We start from the raw sequence: 17,185 nt of genomic DNA, 5'->3' as shown, positions 1-17,185 counted from the left end.
GTGCTGTCGCCTCACTACCCCCCCGATATGCCGACCTTCTCAACGTCCGTTAAACTTATACTGCGGACAAAAAGCCAGGTGATTCACATCCAGCCAGCTACGCTTATACAGGTATCAAATATCGGGAGGAGTCATGTTAACTCACTCTGAAGCAAAGCGATGGGCCACCTTAATGCTGAAGGCTGCATTATGCGATGGTATGAAACCTGAAGAAATTTCCCGGCAGGTGCATCTTGTCTGCGATCATCATGGCAAGGCATGCCTTGAAGAGCTCATAGAGGAAATTCTGATAGAAGCTGGTCGTATCGGACCTAAACATAGCGATGGACAACTGCGACATCACTGAGTCTGAATGCTTCCGCATCCCCGTTGACATGATGTCTTAAGAGAAGACAGAACAACGGGGAATCGCGTGATTTACTACAGATGAATCAGCTCCGGTCCCTGATTTTTCACATTTTCGTCGGCACGCGTAACAACATACCGTTGTCTTGAGGCAATTTTACTCATCCCAGTGTTGGATCAGCGTCGCCCCAATCCCCGCAATCTGCTTGTTTCGTTCATCCATCGTTGCCTGGCTGTCGGTTAAGTAAATCACCACGATACGGGAAGGTTTACCATCCGGTCCTAACGCCGCAACAATGCCGCGAGATCCGCGCGCCCCGGCACCGGTTTTATCGGCAATAAACCAGCCCGTCGGAAGCACTGAGCGTAACAGCGGCCCCGCGACTTTATCCGTCACCATCCAGTGGGTGAGTTGCTGCTGTGATGTCGTCGTCAAGATTTTGCCGGTGAGCAGCTGGCGCAACGTTTTCGCCATGTTTTCAGGTGTCGTCGTATCGCGTTCATCACCGGGCAGGGCTTCATTCAGCTCAGGTTCCCGGCGGTCGAGCCGGGTCACCTGATCGCCGGTCGTGCGCAGAAAGGTGGTTAATTCCTGCGGTCCGCCGATGGCCGTAAGCAGTAGATTTGCCGCCGTGTTATCGCTCATGGTGATGGCGGCATCGCATAATTCGCCAACTGTCATACCATCGGCAAGGTGCTTTTCCGTTACCGGCGAGTACTCGACCAGGTCACGCTGGCTGTACTGGATGCGACGATCGAGCTGTTCTTGCCCGGCGTCAACGCGTGATAGCACCGCACCGCAGAGCAAAACCTTAAATGTACTCATCATCGGGAAACGCTCTTGCAGACGATAGCTTTCCAGAATCTCACCGCTGGCAAGATCCAGCTCCGCATAGCCTACGCGTGCGGGAAGCAGGCTTTCTGCTTCTTTAACTTTATTCACGGTTGTCAGGTGGGCAAACGCGGGCAGGCAAAATGCGGTGAGCAGTGGGATAAGGGCCAGGCGAAAGTGGGGCATAGTCATATTCATCCTTGGTATCTCTCTGATTATAGATAACTGATTTGAATTATTCACAACCTATAGATATTACATATATTTCAATGGCATCTATTCTTAAGTTGGGCATGTTTAGCTAAACATGCCACAATACATGCCGAAACCGGCTTAAATTTTTGCTAAATCAGGATATTAACTACCCATGAAGGGTAAATATAAAGCCGTATTGGCTCTACTCTTATTATTGACTCTTGTGCCGCTGACGTTGTTGATGACGCTGGGCCTGTGGGTTCCCACGCTGGCGGGCATCTGGTTGCCTGTCGGTACGCGCATTGCGCTGGATGAGAGTCCGCGGCTTACCCGACACGGACTGCATATTCCCGAACTCCGCTATCTGGTCGATGATTGTCCGCTCGCACGTATCAGCGAGGCGGATTTATCCCACCCCAGCCGCTGGTTGCTGAACGTTGGCAGTATTGAACTGGATTCCGCTTGCCTGGCTAAACTGCCGCAGACGGAGCCATCGCCCGCCGCGCCCAAAACGCTGGCAGAATGGCAATCCATGCTGCCCAACACCTGGATTAACATCGATAAGCTCATTCTTTCTCCATGGCAAGAGTGGCAGGGCAAACTGTCGCTCTCGCTGACGCCTGCCATCCAGCAGGTGAGTTATCAGGGTGAAAAGGTCAAATTCCAGGGGCGTCTGCACGGGCAAAATCTGACGGTCAACGAACTGTCTGTGGCGGCTTTTGAGGGACAACCACCGGTAAAACTGGTGGGTGAGTTTACGATGCCGCTGGTTCCCGACGGGTTGCCGGTGGGCGGTCATGCGGTTGCGACGCTTAGCCTGCCGCAGGAGCCAACGCTTGTGGATGCAGAGCTGGAATGGCGAGAGAACAGTGGACAACTGATCGTGATGGCGCGAGACAATGGCGATCCGCTTCTGGATCTGCCGTGGGAAATCACCCGCCAGCGGCTGACGGTGAGCGACGGGCGCTGGAACTGGCCCTATCAGGGCTTTCCGTTAAGCGGTCGGCTGGGGGTAAAAGTCGAAAACTGGCAGGCCGGCGTAGAAAACGCGGTAGTGAGCGGACGTTTGAACATTCTGACGCAGGGCGATGCAGGCAAGGGTAACGCGGTGTTAACCTTTGGCCCCGGCACGCTCGGCATGGACAACAGCGATATGCCATTGCAGTTGACCGGCGAGGCGAAGCAAGGCGATCTGATTTTTTATGCGATGCTACCCGCGACGCTCAGCGGCAGTCTGAACGATCCGCAGTTGGCCTTTGAGCCTGGCGCGCTGTTGCGTTCCCGTGGCCGGATTATCGACTCGCTGGATATTGACGAAATTCGCTGGCCGCTGGCCGGTGTCAAAGTGACCCAACGCGGGGTGGATGGGCGATTACAGGCTATTCTACGCGCTCATGAAAACCAGATGGGCGGCTTTGAACTGCATCTCGATGGTCTGGCCAATGATTTCCTGCCTGACGCCGGTCGCTGGCAGTGGCGGTACTGGGGTGAAGGTAGCTTTACCCCGATGCACGCTCGTTGGGACGTGGCAGGCAAGGGGGAATGGCACGATAACACCGTCAAACTGTTTGATCTTTCTACCGGATTTGACCATCTGCAATACGGCACCATGCTGGTGGAAAATCCGCGTCTGGTGATGGATGAGCCGATCGTCTGGGTGCGGGATGAGGTCCAGCCAACGTTTAGCGGGGCGCTGTCGCTGGACGCCGGGAAAACCACCTTCTCCGGTGGCAGCACTCTACCGCCTTCAACCCTGAAATTCAGCGTGGAAGGAAGCGACCCGACGATATTCCAGTTTAAAGGCCAACTGCATGCCGGCGCTATTGGCCCGGTCCAGTTGAACGGCCGCTGGGACGGGATCCGCCTGCGTGGTCAGGCCTGGTGGCCAAAACAGTCGCTCACCGTATTCCAGCCGCTGATGCCACCGGACTGGAAGATGAACCTGCGCGAAGGCGAGTTGTATGCTCAGATTGCCTTCTCCGCCGCTGCGGAACAGGGTTTTGAGGCGGGCGGTCACGGGGTATTAAAAGGTGGTAGCGCCTGGATGCCCGACAACCAGATTAATGGCGTCGATTTTGTGCTGCCGTTTCGTTTTAGCGAAGGAGCATGGCAACTGGGCACGCGCGGGCCGATTTCATTGCGTATTGCGGAGGTGGTGAATCAGGTCACGGTAAAAAATATCACCGCCGATCTGCAAGGCGGCTACCCCTGGAGCGAAGATAATCCCTTACTGTTGAGCGATGTTAGCGCCGATTTGCTGGGCGGCAAGGTGGTGATGCAGCAACTGCGTATGCCGCAGCACGATCCGGCATTAGTGCGGGTGCAGAATATCTCGTCCAGCGAGCTGATTAGCGCGGTTAATCCCAAACAGTTTGCCATGTCCGGCCCGGTCAGCGGCGCATTGCCGCTATGGTTAAACAATGAAAAATGGATTATCAAAGACGGCTGGTTGACCAACCCTGGGCCGATGACGTTGCGCATCGACAAAGACACGGCGGATGCGGTGGTCAAAGACAATATGGCGGCCGGCGCGGCGATTAACTGGCTGCGCTATATGGAAATCACCCATTCCTGGACGAAAATTAATCTCGATAACCTTGGCGTATTAACCATGCAGGCAGCCGTCACCGGTAATAGCCGGGTAGATGGCAAAGTCGGGACGGTGAATTTGAATTACACCCATGAAGAAAACGTCTTTACGTTATGGCGCAGTTTGCGTTTTGGCGACAATTTACAGGCATGGCTTGAGCAAAATGCAGCGCTGCCAGAAACCCATTGCCGGGAAGGCAAGGAATGTGAGGAACAACAATGAAAACTATTGCGGCCATGCTGGGACTGCTGGCGTCATCTTTGCTGGTAGGGTGCACCCCGCGCATTGAAGTTGCGGCACCGAAAGAGCCCATCACCATCAATATGAACGTCAAAATCGAGCATGAGATCCATATCAAAGTCGATAAAGACGTCGAGAGCCTGTTGAAATCACGCAGTGATTTATTCTGAGGTGACGATGAAAAAAACGCTTAAAGTGACCCTGTTGCTCCTGAGTTTGCTGAGCGCTAATGCGTTTGCGCTGACCCTGAATGAAGCCAGAACCCAGGGACGGGTGGGTGAAACGCTCAATGGCTACCTTGTGGCATTGCAAACCGATGCTGAAACCCAGGCGCTGGTGAGTGAGATAAACAAGGCACGCAGTGCCAGCTACCAGCAACTGGCTGAGAGTAACAATATTCCCGTTGATGAAGTGGCAAAAATGGCCGGACAAAAACTGGTGACGCGCGCTAAACCGGGAGAGTATGTCCAGGGTATTAACGGAAAATGGTTGAAAAAATAATCTGATTTTTAATCAGATGAGACACATCAGGCAGGTAATGGTTAATTAATCCACTATAATCGCATCAATAAATTATCAAGGAGTGATGATGACGCTTTATCAGATAAAGCCTGCCTTCCAGGCTCTGTTACGCCCGCTCATGTTCTGGTTAGATAAAAAAAGCGTCACCGCCAACCACGTTACCCTTGCCGCGATGGCGCTTTCTTTTATCACCGGTGCGGTGCTGTTTATCTTCCCCGAACCTAAACTCTTCATTCTGTTACCCATTGTGTTATTTGTGCGCATGGCGCTCAATGCGCTGGACGGCATGTTGGCGCGGGAATGCAATCAACAATCCCGTCTGGGGGCCATTCTCAATGAAACCGGGGATATTCTCTCCGATCTCGCGCTGTATCTGCCGTTTATGCTGCTTCCTGGCAGCAATGCGCCGCTGGTACTGACGATGCTATTTTGTGCGCTGATGACGGAGTTTTGCGGTGTACTGGCACAAACTATTAATGGCGTGCGCAGCTATGCCGGACCGTTCGGCAAAAGCGACAGGGCACTGGTGTTCGGCGCATGGGGATTGGTGCTAGCACTGTGGCCGCAGGTGGTGCAGTGGAACAACGTCGTTTGGGGCATCGCCACGCTGTTGCTGCTGTGGACTATTGTTAACCGCTGTAAGAGCGCATTACGTGACGAGGGGGCGAAATAATGTTGCTGGAAAAATCACTGGCGGTGATTTTTGCCCTGCTGTTGATAGCGACACTGGTGAACGGCCTGCTGGTGTGGCGGCGTCCGGATAAAGACTGGCGTGAGCTGACGCTGCGTATTCGTACCTGGTGGGTGATCATTGTACTGTTTTCGCTGGCTCTCTTAAGCCCGCCCTGGCTGGCGTTGACCTTCTTCGCGCTGGTGAGTTTTATGGCGTTAAAGGAGTTTTTAACGCTGGCTCCGTCACGCCAGACCGATCGTATGCCGCTGTTGTGGATGTTTATTGCGATCCCTATTAACTACTGGCTGATTGGCATCAACTGGTACGGCATGTTTGTGGTATTTATCCCGGTGTATGCCTTTTTATTCTTGCCCGTACGCATGGTGATTGCCGGCGATACTCAAGGGTTTTTACGTTATGCCTCCCAGCATCACTGGAGCCTGATGACCACCGTGTTTGCGTTCAGCCACGTGGCATTTTTGCTGGTTCTACCCGATGACGGTAAGCAGACCGGGGCACTGCTGGTGCTGTTCCTCGTCGGCTTAACGGAGTTCAACGACATTGCGCAGTACCTGTGGGGTAAATCAATGGGCCGTATCAAGGTGATCCCCAAGGTCAGCCCCAACAAAACCCTGGCGGGACTGCTCGGCGGTGTGGTAACCACCACGCTTGCAGCGGCGCTTCTGGGGCCGATCATGACACCGTTAAGCATACCGATGGCGATGCTGGCAGGGCTTATTATCGGGATCAGCGGCTTCTGTGGCGATGTGGTGATGTCGGCCATTAAGCGCGATATTGGCGTGAAAGACAGCGGTACGCTGCTGCCCGGTCACGGCGGTATTCTCGACCGGCTGGACTCGCTGATCTTCACTGCCCCGGTGTTTTTCCACTTCATTCGCTATTTTTACTACTAACGTATGATCAACACATTTCTGCGAACGCTGTTTACGCTATGCATCGTCTGGCCGGTAATTTGGCTGTGGCTTGGGCTGCGTGTCAGGCATCGGGATCGCTTGCCGCAGCAGGGGCCGGCGATCGTCGTCGCGAATCACAACAGTCATATGGATGTTTTTGCTCTATTGCCGCTGTTTGCGCTGCGCCGTCAGGGGGACATTCATCCGGTGGTGGCGGCTGACTATTTTCTGCGTAATAAATGGATGGCGTGGTTTGCGCTTAATATTCTCAACATTATTCCGATTACGCGTAAAGGCGGCGAGGCCGACCCGTTGGCACAGTGTGAACAGGCCTTACGCGACGGCAAAACCTTGATTCTTTTCCCTGAAGGTACTCGTGGCGAGCCGGGATTACTGGCACCGCTAAAATCCGGCGTCTGGCACCTCAGTCAGCGCATGCCGGAGGTGCCGATTATTCCCGTCTGGCTACGCGGAACGGAGCACGTGATGGCGAAGGGGAATCGTATTCCTCTGCCGCTGTTTATTGACGTCAACATTGGCAGGCCGTTGGTCGCGCAGAGCGATAAACGTGTCTTTATGGACGATCTCAGACAGCAGCTGATGCTGCTGCAGCAACAAACCACAGGACCGCACCCTCATGACTAACATTCGAGTGCCCGATGAACGTCCATTTTTGACCAGTGACAATACCGCGCTGTTTTTCCGTCACTGGCCGGCATTAGCGGCAGGTCCTGCGTCAAAAGTGATTGTCCTGTTTCATCGTGGGCATGAACATTCCGGGCGTTTGCAACACATTGTGGATGAACTGGCGATGCCGGACACCGCGTTCTATGCCTGGGATGCGCGTGGTCACGGGCAGTCGCCAGGACCGCGCGGATATAGCCCGTCGCTGGCGCGTTCGGTGCAGGATGTCGACGAGTTCGTGCGCTTTGCCGCTGCTGACAGCCAGGCTGCAATGGAAGATGTGGTGGTGGTGGCGCAAAGTGTGGGTGCGGTGCTGGCAGCGACCTGGGCTCATGATTATGCGCCTTCCATTCGTGGGCTGGTGCTGGCGTCCCCGGCGTTCAAAGTCAAACTGTACGTACCGTTTGCCCGTCCGGGGCTGGCCTTAATGCATCGCCTGCGCGGCCTGTTTTTCGTCAACTCCTACGTCAAGGGCAAATACCTGACGCACGATCCTGAGCGCGTGGCGAGTTTTAACCAGGATAAACAGATCACCCGGGCGATTGCGGTGAACATCCTGCTCGATCTCTATAAAACGGCGGAGCGTATTGTCAGCGATGCCAGCGCCATTACTCTACCTGTGCAGCTGTTGGTTTCCGGGGATGATTTTGTGGTCCATCGCCAGCCGCAAATTGATTTTTACCAACGTCTCAGAAGCCCACTCAAGGAACTGCACGTGTTGCCGGGCTTTTATCACGACACGCTGGGTGAGAAGGACCGGCATCTGGCATTCGACAAAATGCGTGATTTTATCGACACGCTGTACGCGATGCCGCCGCAGCGCTTTGACTACCGTAATGAAGACCGCTGGAGCCCAGGAGCAGATAGCTGGCGGATGCTGAGCGGCGGGCCTGCGCCGTATTCGCTTGACGATATTGCCTACCGTGGCCTGCGCTATGGGATGAAATTACTCGGGACACAATCAACGGGCGTGCGTCTGGGGTTTGAGACCGGTTTTGATTCGGGCAGTACGCTGGATTACGTTTATCGCAACCAGCCTCAGGGCAGCAGCGCGCTGGGCCGGTTGATTGACAAAAACTACCTGAACAGCGTGGGCTGGAAGGGGATCCGCCAGCGTAAGGTTCATTTGCAGATGCTGATCCGCCAGGCGGTGTCGCAGCTGGCAGAGCAGGGAACCGCAGTGCATGTCGTGGATATCGCGGCCGGACACGGGCGCTATGTGCTCGACGCCCTGGAAGGCGAAGCGGCGGTCAACTCGATTTTGCTGCGCGATTACAGCGAACTGAATGTTAAAAAAGGCAGTGAGATGATTGTCAGCCGCGGCATGGCTGAGATTGCCCGCTTCGAGCAGGGCGATGCCTTCAACCGCGAACAGCTGGCGTCGCTGGAACCGCGTCCCACATTAGGTATTGTTTCTGGGTTATATGAACTCTTCCCCGAAAATACGCTGGTACGTAATTCGCTCGCCGGGCTGGCTGACGCGATTGCCCCTGGGGGCGTGCTGATCTACACCGGGCAGCCCTGGCATCCGCAGTTAAAAACTATCGCCTGGTCGCTGACCAGCCACAAAGACGGCAAAGCCTGGGTGATGCGCGTGCGTACTCAAGGGGAAATGGATGCGCTGGTGCGGGAAGCCGGGTTTGATAAGTGCACGCAGCTGATTGACGAGTGGGGGATTTTCACTGTCTCGATGGCGGTGCGTCGTGGGGGCTGAACGCCGTAAGGTGATGGTGCAGGCGGTGGGCTGGCTAATGCTGCTGGCACCTTTTTTCTTTCTTACCTATGGCAAGGTCAATCAGTTTACTGCCTGGCAGGACGCGCAGCATGGCAATGTGGGCAGCATCGTGTTTGGCTGGGAGTCCGCTATTCCCTTTCTTCCGTGGACCATTCTGCCGTACTGGAGCCTGGATCTATTTTACGGATTGTCACTGTTTGTCTGCACCACGCGCGTTGAACAGCGGCGGCTGGTGCTGCGTCTGTTCCTGGCGTCAGTGATTGCCTGCGTCGGTTTTTTGCTGTTTCCGCTTCAGTTTAGCTTTACGCGCCCGGAGGTCAGCGGCGCGGCAGGCTGGCTGTTTGCCCAACTTGAACAGTTCGACTTGCCGTATAACCAGTCCCCGTCGCTGCATATTATCCTCTGCTGGCTGCTGTGGCGGCATTTCAGTCATCACCTCAGTGGGAACTGGCGCAGGCTGTGCGACGGTTGGTTCTTGCTGATCGCCGTGTCGGTGCTCACCACCTGGCAGCATCATTTTATCGATATCATTACCGGTCTGGCGGCAGGCATGCTGATTGACTGGATGGTGCCGGAAAAACGCTGCTGGCACTGGCGAAAACCGGATGCGGCGCGTTTAAGGCTGATGCGCCGTTATTTGTTGGGTGCCGCGTTATGCGCTATTGCCAGCGTGTGGCTAACGCCCTGGCTGCTGTGGCCTGCCGTATCGTTGTTGATGGTGAGCTATGGTTACGGCGGATTCGGCGCGGCGACCACAGGCAAAGATGAACAGGGTCGACTGCCGCCCGCCGTGTACGGGTTGACGCTACCCTGGCGAATCGGCATGTGGCTGTCGATGCGCGGGTTTACCCGCCGTCTGCCGCCGGTGAGTAACATTGGCGCAGGCGTCTATCTTGGCAGTTTTCCACGTCATGTACCTGTACAAAACGCAGTGCTGGACCTGACCTTTGAGTTTGCGCGCGGGCATGCTACCGCCATGCGCGCCTACGCTTGCGTCCCGATGCTGGATCTGGTTCTCGCAAACGACGCCGAGTTACAACAGGCGGTAGACCGGCTGGAAATGCTGCATAAAGAGCAGGGGACGGTGCTGGTGCATTGCGCGCTGGGGCTGTCGCGCAGTGCGATGGTGGTTGCGGCGTGGCTATTGCAATACGGCCATGTGGCAACCGTTGAGCAGGCGGTGGCACATATTCGTGAACGTCGGGCGCAGGTGGTGCTGACGGATAAACATCTGGAGAGGCTGCAGCAATGGCAACTGAAAGTGACAGTGTAACAAATAATGAGGCGCTGCACCGCGATTTGCTGCGACACACGCTGGCAAGCTGGCGTTTCATTCTGCTTTTTAGCGTCCCCCCCATGGTGTGGGCGATCGTTGTCGCACAGTCGGGGGGCTACGTGCGGTTATTGCGCTGCTGTGCGCCATTGTCTGGTTTGGCTGCTGGCGTCTGTGGCTTGATGCTCGCTACTTTTCGCTGCTCAATGCGCAGAACAACGCGCAGGCCGGAGTGGCACTCTACGCTATCTGGCAGCGCGACAGGCTGAAGACGCTGAGCCTTGCCGAGCGCCAGGCGGGGGCATTGATGCAGTTTCGGCGCACACTTTATTGGGTTGCTGCGCTGTGGGCGGCCTGGTTGATGATGCTGGTGTAGCGTTTGCAGCAGCGCAATAGTTGCCACACCACACGGCGTTGATGCTGATATATTCCCTCTCCGGTATCTCCTGGAGTGAAATCATGTGGCTTCTCAAGTGGTATGTCTGGAATCGTTGGGTATTCAAACTGTTAAGCCGGGATGTCGCGGAGCCTGAACAATTTTTGCTTCATTGCTGGGAAGAGAATCTGGCTAAATGCAGGGATTATGCAACCATCTGGCGTGATATTAATCGCATTCACGGCAAACAGATACGGGTACAGGTAAAGAAGTAAGTGCCGGAGAAACCCTCTCACCGGATGGTGAGAGGGGGAATTATCAGGCAGCGACGACGCTATCGATAGCGGCTTTGGCGTCGGATTGTGCTTTGGTCGCCACTTCCGGACCGTACGCGATACCTTCTGCGAACACGAAGTTCACATCGGTGATGCCGATAAAGCCCAGGAAGGTCGACAGATATGGGGTAACCAGGTCAGTCGGCGTATCTTTATGAATACCACCACGGCTGGTCAGCACCACTGCGCGTTTACCCGTCACCAGACCTTCCGGGCCTTTCTCGGTATAACGGAAAGTCACACCAGCACGGGCAATCAGGTCAAAGTAGTTTTTCAACTGCGTTGGGATGTTGAAGTTGTACATCGGCGCGGCTATCACAATCACATCATGGGCTTTCAGCTCAGCAATCAGCTCATCCGACAGCGCCAGCGCTTCTTGCTGACGTGGCGTCAGCGGTGTATCGCTCGGACGCATCGCACCCACCAGTTCGCCATCCAGTACCGGTACAGGATTTGCCGCCAGGTCACGGACAGTGATTTCATCAGCAGAGTGCTTTTCACGCCACTGTTCAACAAAATAATCAGACAACTGACCAGACTGAGAGTACCCTGCCAGAATACTGGATTTAAGAACTAATACCTTGCTCATGGGTGTTTCCTTTTATGTGTTTGAAGGGGATGTGCCCCGTTGCTTGTTGACACTTTATTCACAATCCTGCCGCAGTGATAGCGCAATATATCGAATCCTATGTTCGAAATTATTGAACAACACATGAAAAGCGCCGATGTGGTACTCTATATCTATCATCTTAAAGAGATTTAACCCGGCAGAGCACTGCCCTCTAACGCTATGACAGAACAACAAAAAATAACCTTCAATATGCTGCAGCAGCAGTTGGAATCGCTGATGCTGCGTGACAGACAGCGTTTCTCCCGCCGTCTGCACGGCGTGAAGAAGGTTAAAAATCCTGATGCACAACAGGCCATTTACCAGGAGATGGCAAAAGAGATTGAACAGGCTGCCGGTAAAGTTGTGCTGCGTGAAGCGGCGCGACCGGACATTACCTACCCGGAAAACCTGCCCGTCAGCCAGAAAAAACAGGACATCCTGGACGCAGTTCGCGACCATCAGGTGGTGATTGTTGCCGGGGAAACTGGCTCCGGTAAAACGACCCAGTTGCCAAAAATTTGTATGGAACTGGGGCGCGGGGTGAAGGGGCTTATCGGCCATACCCAGCCGCGTCGTCTGGCGGCGCGTACCGTAGCTAACCGTATCGCCGAAGAGTTACAAACCGAGCCGGGCGGCTGTATCGGGTATAAAGTGCGTTTCAGCGACCATGTTAGTGATAACACCATGGTTAAGCTGATGACGGACGGTATCCTGCTGGCGGAGATCCAGCAAGACCGGATGTTGATGCAGTACGACACCATCATCATCGATGAGGCCCACGAACGCAGCCTGAACATCGATTTTCTGCTCGGCTATCTGAAAGAGCTGCTGCCGCGTCGCCCGGATCTGAAAGTCATTATCACCTCGGCGACCATCGACCCTGAGCGTTTTTCAAAGCATTTCAATAACGCGCCGATTATCGAAGTGTCCGGCCGAACGTACCCGGTGGAAGTGCGCTATCGTCCAATTGTTGAAGATGCGGACGACACCGAGCGCGATCAGCTGCAGGCGATTTTCGACGCGGTGGATGAGCTGGGACGTGAAAGCCAGGGCGATATTCTGATCTTCATGAGCGGTGAACGTGAGATCCGCGACACCGCCGATGCGCTGAATAAACTGGATTTACGCCACACCGAAGTGCTGCCGTTGTATGCGCGACTCTCCAACAGCGAGCAGAACCGCGTGTTTCAGTCGCACAGCGGACGCCGCATTGTGCTGGCGACCAACGTGGCGGAAACCTCACTGACCGTGCCGGGGATCAAGTACGTCATTGACCCGGGTACCGCGCGTATCAGCCGCTACAGCTTCCGTACTAAAGTCCAGCGTCTGCCGATCGAGCCGGTATCGCAGGCCTCCGCCAACCAGCGTAAAGGCCGCTGCGGACGCGTATCGGAAGGGATCTGTATTCGTCTGTATTCTGAAGACGACTTCCTGTCGCGTCCGGAGTTTACCGACCCGGAAATTCTGCGTACCAACCTGGCCTCCGTCATTCTGCAAATGACCGCGCTGGGGCTGGGCGATATCGCCGCGTTCCCGTTCGTGGAAGCGCCGGATAAACGCAATATTCAGGACGGTGTGCGCCTGCTGGAAGAGCTGGGCGCAATCACCACTGATGAACAGCAAACCGCGTATAAACTCACGCCGTTGGGCCGCCAGCTCAGCCAACTGCCGGTGGATCCGCGTCTGGCGCGGATGGTGCTGGAAGCACAGAAACATGGCTGCGTGCGTGAGGCGATGATCATTACTTCGGCGCTATCCATTCAGGACCCGCGCGAGCGCCCGATGGACAAACAGCAGGCGTCTGACGAAAAACACCGTCGATTCCACGACAAAGAGTCCGACTTCCTCGCGTTTGTCAACTTGTGGAACTACCTTGGCGAGCAGCAAAAAGCGCTGTCGTCTAACCAGTTCCGCCGTCAGTGCAAGCTCGATTTCCTCAACTATCTGCGCGTGCGTGAATGGCAGGATGTTTACACCCAGCTACGTCAAGTGGTGAAAGAGTTAGGGATCCCGGTTAACAGCGAGCCTGCTGAGTATCGGGAGATCCATGTCGCGCTGCTGACCGGGTTACTGTCGCATATCGGGATGAAAGATGCTGATAAGCAGGAATTTACCGGCGCGCGCAACGCTCGTTTTTCGATCTTCCCTGGCTCCGGATTGTTCAAAAAACCGCCGAAGTGGACGATGGTGGCAGAACTGGTGGAAACCAGCCGACTGTGGGGACGGATTGCCGCACGCATCGACCCTGAGTGGGTGGAGCCGGTTGCTCAGCATTTGATTAAACGTTCGTACAGTGAACCGCACTGGGAGCGTGCGCAGGGCGCGGTGATGGCGACAGAAAAAGTCACCGTCTACGGGCTGCCGATTGTCGCGGCCCGTAAGGTCAATTACAGCCTGATAGACCCTGCGCTGTCGCGCGAACTGTTTATCCGTCACGCACTGGTGGAAGGCGACTGGCAGACCCGCCATGCGTTTTTCCGCGACAACCTGAAGCTGCGGGCGGAAGTGGAAGAGTTAGAACACAAATCACGCCGCCGCGATATTCTGGTCGATGATGAAACGCTGTTTGAATTTTACGACCAGCGCATCAGCCATGATGTGGTCTCTGCCCGCCATTTTGATAGCTGGTGGAAAAAGGTTAGCCGTGAAACGCCGGACCTGCTCAACTTTGAAAAGAGCATGCTCATCAAAGAAGGCGCGGAAAAAATCAGCAAGCTGGATTACCCGAACTTCTGGCATCAGGGTAACCTCAAGCTACGGCTGAGCTATCAGTTTGAGCCTGGCGCTGACGCAGACGGTGTTACCGTGCATATTCCGCTGCCGCTGTTAAACCAGGTCGAAGAGGCCGGGTTTGAATGGCAGATTCCGGGGCTGCGTCGCGAACTGGTTATCGCCTTGATTAAATCACTGCCGAAGCCGGTGCGACGCAACTTTGTGCCAGCGCCAAACTATGCGGAAGCGTTTTTAGGCCGCGTAACGCCGCTGGAACTGCCGTTGCTGGATTCGCTGGAGCGCGAACTGCGCCGGATGACTGGCGTTACCGTTGACCGCGACGACTGGCACTGGGATCAGGTGCCCGATCACCTGAAAATCACCTTTAGGGTGGTGGATGATAAAAACAAGAAGCTGCAGGAAGGTCGTTCGCTGCAGGCGTTGAAAGACGCGCTGAAAGGCAAAGTGCAGGAAACACTGTCGGCGGTGGCGGATGACGGCATCGAACAGAGCGGGCTGCACATCTGGAGCTTCGGCCAGTTGCCGGAAAGCTACGAGCAAAAACGCGGTAACTATAAAGTCAAAGCGTGGCCCGCGCTGGTGGATGAGCGCGACAGCGTGGCCATCAAGCTATTTGATAATCCGCTGGAACAACAGCAGGCCATGTGGAGCGGGTTACGCCGTCTGCTGCTGCTGAATATTCCGTCGCCCATCAAGTATCTGCACGAGAAGCTGCCGAACAAAGCCAAGCTGGGGCTGTACTTTAACCCGTACGGCAAAGTACTGGATTTGATTGATGACTGTATCTCCTGCGGCGTGGATCGGCTGATCGACGCCAACGGCGGCCCGGTGTGGACGGAAGAGGGCTTTGCGGCGTTGCACGAAAAAGTGCGTGCCGAACTGAACGACACCGTGGTGGAGATTGCTAAACAGGTCGAACAGATCCTGACGGCGGTGTTCAATATCAACAAACGCCTGAAAGGCCGCGTGGACATGACCATGGCGCTGGGGCTTTCGGATATCAAAGCGCAAATGGGCGGGCTGGTCTACCGTGGGTTCGTCACTGGCAACGGCTTCAAACGCCTGGGTGATACGCTGCGTTATTTACAGGCCATTGAAAAACGTCTGGAGAAACTGGCCATCGATCCGCACCGCGATCGTGCGCAGATGCTGAAAGTGGACAGCGTGCAACAGGCCTGGCAGCAGTGGTTCAATAAACTGCCGCCCGCACGCCGCGAAGATGAAGACGTCAAAGAGATCCGCTGGATGATAGAAGAACTGCGCGTCAGCTACTTTGCCCAGCAGCTTGGTACGCCGTATCCGATTTCGGATAAGCGTATCCTGCAAGCGATGGATCAGATTAGCGGCTGACCACGTTTTTTGGCTTACTTTCGAGAAGCCCGGCTAGCGCAAACAGCCGGGCTTTTTTATGAATTCTGATAAAAGCAGGTCATGCTGTCACACCATTACTCAGTGTGCGGCTCAGTAGAGTAGCGATGATGATAATGAAAACATTTTCTATTACTACGGACCGACTGATTTTGCGTCCGCAAACGATCAATGATTTTGACGTATGGTATCCCCTGTACGCGGACCCCAATATATTTCATCTCGCGAATGCTCCGGGGTTTACGCCAGAAGAAGGCTGGAATCGGTTGTTACGAAACATCGGTCATTGGGCTACGTTTGGCTATGGCATCTTTTCTGTTTTTCAAAAATACGATGGTCGTTTTTTAGGTGAAACTGGGCTGGCTCATTTTCATCGTAGTAGGGGGCCAGACTTTGATCCTTTCGCCGAAGCATCATGGGTCATCTCACCGTCGGCTCAGGGGAGGGGAATTGCCCAGGAAGCTGCAATCGCGGCTCATCAGTGGTTTGTGGATGCTTTTTCACCTGCCAGAACAGTTTGCCTTATCGCAAAGAATAATCCGGCCTCAGTTCGCGTGGCGGAAGTTGTGGGGTACCGTATTTATGAAGAGTGTATTTATAAAGGTGCCGACTGCCTGAAACTTGTGTGCCAGTGGGAAAATCCACAACCCGCTATTCTTTCAGAGTGATTAACTTCTCGTTAAATTATGCGCGCGGTATTCTGCGAGGAGCAAAGAGGAGGATTTATGAATTTGAGTGCATTTCCGGCACTTTCTGATGCCACGCTTGCAGCTATAAATACGGTGGGGCAATGGCTGGCGCAGAGTGATTTCTCAGACCCGCTTTCATATAAAGCCGATTGCGTGATTCTGGCGGGGAACGCGGTGATCCCGACCATCGACGCGGCCTGTCGGATAGCAAAAGAACAACAAGTTCCCTTACTGATTAGCGGCGGTATCGGTCACTCCACGACCTTCCTGTATGCCGCCATCGCGCAGCATCCACGCTATAACACCCTGCGTACCACCGGACGTGCGGAAGCGGCGATCCTTGCCGATATCGCGCACCAGTTCTGGCAAATTCCCGGTGAGAAGATTTGGGTGGAGGATCAGTCCACCAACTGTGGAGAGAATGCCCGCTTTAGCTGTGCGTTACTGCGCCAGGCGACCCAAACCATGGGAACCGTGATTGTGGTGCAGGACCCCACCATGCAGCGTCGCACGATGGCGACATTTGAGCGCGTAACGCGTGACGATCCACAGGCTCCGCGTTGGCTCAGCTTCCCGGGTTTTGTCCCTGAGTTGACTGCGCAGGGTGGCGGTGTGGATTTCGTGCCAACCGCTGAAGGTCTGTGGTCGGTGGACCGTTACCTGTCTCTCATTACCGGTGAGCTTCCGCGTCTGCGTGATGATGAAACCGGCTATGGTCCTCGGGGGCGAGATTTTATTGCACATGTCGATATTCCGCAGACCGTCGAAGATGCGTGGTTACATTTGCAACACGACGCTACGTTGATTGACTTACTGAACAGCCGTTCTCTGTAATCTCTGCTGCCCGTTTGTCATTTTTTTTGTGCAAACGGGCATTAATCCCGTCTATTTTTTCTCTTCACCACGACGTCGCCTGACACTTTTATGAAGTGGCTCACAGAACCACCATCGCAGTGGCAATGTGTTATGCATGATTGATATTAATTAACAATAGTTTTACTTGTTAAAAACAAATCAATTACAGGAGAAGCGCATGTCAGTACCCGTACAACATCCTATGTATATCGATGG

The 17,185-nt window shown here is 54.7% G+C and carries 16 protein-coding genes; 14 read left to right on the top strand and 2 right to left on the bottom strand.

The window, feature by feature from the left end; genetic code table 11:
• Positions 1 to 133: 133 nt before the first annotated feature.
• Positions 134 to 346: a hypothetical protein gene (locus IMQ48_RS07710; RefSeq protein WP_096756927.1), complete on the top strand. Its 213-nt coding sequence runs from the start codon at positions 134 to 136 to the stop codon at positions 344 to 346.
• A 156-nt stretch (positions 347 to 502) separates the two neighbouring features.
• Here the strand turns inward: IMQ48_RS07710 and bla are convergent, their stop codons facing one another.
• A complete protein-coding gene (gene bla, locus IMQ48_RS07705; protein ID WP_370551832.1) occupies positions 503 to 1,363 on the bottom strand; it encodes a class A beta-lactamase in 861 nt (286 codons plus the stop codon).
• Positions 1,364 to 1,544: 181 nt separating this feature from the next.
• On the opposite strand from bla, the gene IMQ48_RS07700 reads away from it, so the two are divergent.
• The 10 genes from IMQ48_RS07700 (at position 1,545) to IMQ48_RS23190 (ending at position 10,654) form a co-directional block, all read left to right on the top strand.
• On the top strand, positions 1,545 to 4,184 hold the full coding sequence (locus IMQ48_RS07700) for a YdbH family protein (RefSeq protein ID WP_196208554.1): 2,640 nt from the start codon (positions 1,545 to 1,547) through the stop codon (positions 4,182 to 4,184).
• A complete protein-coding gene (locus IMQ48_RS07695; RefSeq protein ID WP_003020350.1) occupies positions 4,181 to 4,372 on the top strand; it encodes a YnbE family lipoprotein in 192 nt (63 codons plus the stop codon). Before IMQ48_RS07700 ends, IMQ48_RS07695 begins: the two co-directional genes overlap by 4 nt.
• A 7-nt stretch (positions 4,373 to 4,379) precedes the next feature.
• Positions 4,380 to 4,703: a YdbL family protein gene (locus IMQ48_RS07690; RefSeq protein WP_196208553.1), complete on the top strand. Its 324-nt coding sequence runs from the start codon at positions 4,380 to 4,382 to the stop codon at positions 4,701 to 4,703.
• A gap of 88 nt (positions 4,704 to 4,791) precedes the next feature.
• Positions 4,792 to 5,397 (top strand): CDP-alcohol phosphatidyltransferase family protein, encoded by a 606-nt coding sequence (locus tag IMQ48_RS07685; RefSeq protein ID WP_196208572.1) that lies wholly within the window; start codon positions 4,792 to 4,794, stop codon positions 5,395 to 5,397.
• Complete coding sequence (locus IMQ48_RS07680) at positions 5,397 to 6,311, top strand: phosphatidate cytidylyltransferase (protein ID WP_196208552.1); 915 nt, start codon at positions 5,397 to 5,399, stop codon at positions 6,309 to 6,311. Before IMQ48_RS07685 ends, IMQ48_RS07680 begins: the two co-directional genes overlap by 1 nt.
• A 6-nt stretch (positions 6,312 to 6,317) precedes the next feature.
• The gene (locus tag IMQ48_RS07675) at positions 6,318 to 6,956 is read left to right on the top strand and encodes a lysophospholipid acyltransferase family protein (RefSeq protein WP_370551831.1); all 639 of its coding nucleotides are present in this window, start codon (positions 6,318 to 6,320) and stop codon (positions 6,954 to 6,956) included.
• A complete protein-coding gene (locus tag IMQ48_RS07670) occupies positions 6,949 to 8,709 on the top strand; it encodes a bifunctional alpha/beta hydrolase/class I SAM-dependent methyltransferase (protein ID WP_196208550.1) in 1,761 nt (586 codons plus the stop codon). The genes IMQ48_RS07675 and IMQ48_RS07670 overlap by 8 nt, the downstream gene beginning before the upstream one ends.
• 13 nt (positions 8,710 to 8,722) lie before the next feature.
• On the top strand, positions 8,723 to 10,003 hold the full coding sequence (locus tag IMQ48_RS07665; protein WP_230326320.1) for a phosphatase PAP2/dual specificity phosphatase family protein: 1,281 nt from the start codon (positions 8,723 to 8,725) through the stop codon (positions 10,001 to 10,003).
• An 88-nt stretch (positions 10,004 to 10,091) separates the two neighbouring features.
• Positions 10,092 to 10,379 carry a hypothetical protein gene (locus tag IMQ48_RS23010; RefSeq protein WP_370551830.1) on the top strand — a complete coding sequence of 96 codons (288 nt, stop codon included), beginning with the start codon at positions 10,092 to 10,094 and terminating at the stop codon, positions 10,377 to 10,379.
• An 83-nt stretch (positions 10,380 to 10,462) separates the two neighbouring features.
• The gene (locus tag IMQ48_RS23190; protein ID WP_003020344.1) at positions 10,463 to 10,654 is read left to right on the top strand and encodes a hypothetical protein; all 192 of its coding nucleotides are present in this window, start codon (positions 10,463 to 10,465) and stop codon (positions 10,652 to 10,654) included.
• 43 nt (positions 10,655 to 10,697) lie between these two features.
• Here IMQ48_RS23190 and azoR read toward each other — a convergent pair whose 3' ends face one another.
• Positions 10,698 to 11,303: an FMN-dependent NADH-azoreductase gene (azoR, locus tag IMQ48_RS07655; RefSeq protein ID WP_196208548.1), complete on the bottom strand. Its 606-nt coding sequence runs from the start codon at positions 11,301 to 11,303 to the stop codon at positions 10,698 to 10,700.
• A 201-nt stretch (positions 11,304 to 11,504) separates the two neighbouring features.
• On the opposite strand from azoR, the gene hrpA reads away from it, so the two are divergent.
• From hrpA to IMQ48_RS07640, 3 genes are all read left to right on the top strand, one after another.
• Positions 11,505 to 15,407: an ATP-dependent RNA helicase HrpA gene (gene hrpA / locus IMQ48_RS07650; protein ID WP_196208547.1), complete on the top strand. Its 3,903-nt coding sequence runs from the start codon at positions 11,505 to 11,507 to the stop codon at positions 15,405 to 15,407.
• Between the two features lie 134 nt (positions 15,408 to 15,541).
• Entirely contained in the window at positions 15,542 to 16,093 is a 552-nt protein-coding gene (locus tag IMQ48_RS07645) for a GNAT family N-acetyltransferase (RefSeq protein WP_196208546.1), read from the top strand.
• Between the two features lie 63 nt (positions 16,094 to 16,156).
• A complete protein-coding gene (locus IMQ48_RS07640) occupies positions 16,157 to 16,948 on the top strand; it encodes a YdcF family protein (protein ID WP_304520352.1) in 792 nt (263 codons plus the stop codon).
• Positions 16,949 to 17,185 lie beyond the last annotated feature (237 nt).

It is taken from the genome of Citrobacter sp. Res13-Sevr-PEB04-36 (genome assembly GCF_015672735.1).
Taxonomy (GTDB): Bacteria; Pseudomonadota; Gammaproteobacteria; order Enterobacterales; family Enterobacteriaceae; genus Citrobacter.
Note: the sequence above shows the minus strand (reverse complement) of the source record. Positions and strands in the feature narration are given on the sequence as shown.